At 48.0% G+C, this 546-nt stretch carries 1 pseudogene; it reads left to right on the forward strand.

Annotated features, from left to right (window positions below):
- Nucleotides 1-546 (forward strand): annotated as a pseudogene (locus tag R7Z77_RS27835) (hypothetical protein); the annotation flags it as partial.

Below are 546 nucleotides of genomic sequence, written 5' to 3' on the forward strand. Positions count from 1 at the left end.
ACTCGCGCTATCATCGTCCGGCAAAAGATTATTTGGTTGCCAACATTGAAACCATGCTGCCAATGATGGCAAAGGCACCAGCAGTCGTGAACGGCGTATTGAAACAGTCGTGGGTTAAGAGTTTAACGGCTTCAACAGTAGGGTATGTGGATGCGCCGTTGCTGTCTGTTCCTACGTTGAAACAGCGCGTAGAGTCGCTGACAACGCCGTATGATCTGCAAGTATTGAGTGGTTTGTCTTCGACTGAAAAGAGCAAGCACGTATTAATCGTTCAAGACCCATTTACCAGTTATTACGATGCGGACGTTGTTGAAGACTTCGTCAAGTTGGTTAAAAAGCTAGGTATGCATCCAGTGCTTTTGCCATTTAAGCCAAATGGTAAAGCGCAACACATCAAAGGTTTCCTACGCCAGTTTAAAGATACCGCGGCTGATACGGCGAAGTTCTTGGCTATGGTGGCGGACTTAGACATTCCGTTGGTCGGCGTTGATCCGGCATTGGTGCTGTGCTATCGAGATGAGTACGCGGAAGTACTCGGTAGCAAGC

Source organism: Vibrio sp. 1401 (assembly GCF_033340295.1).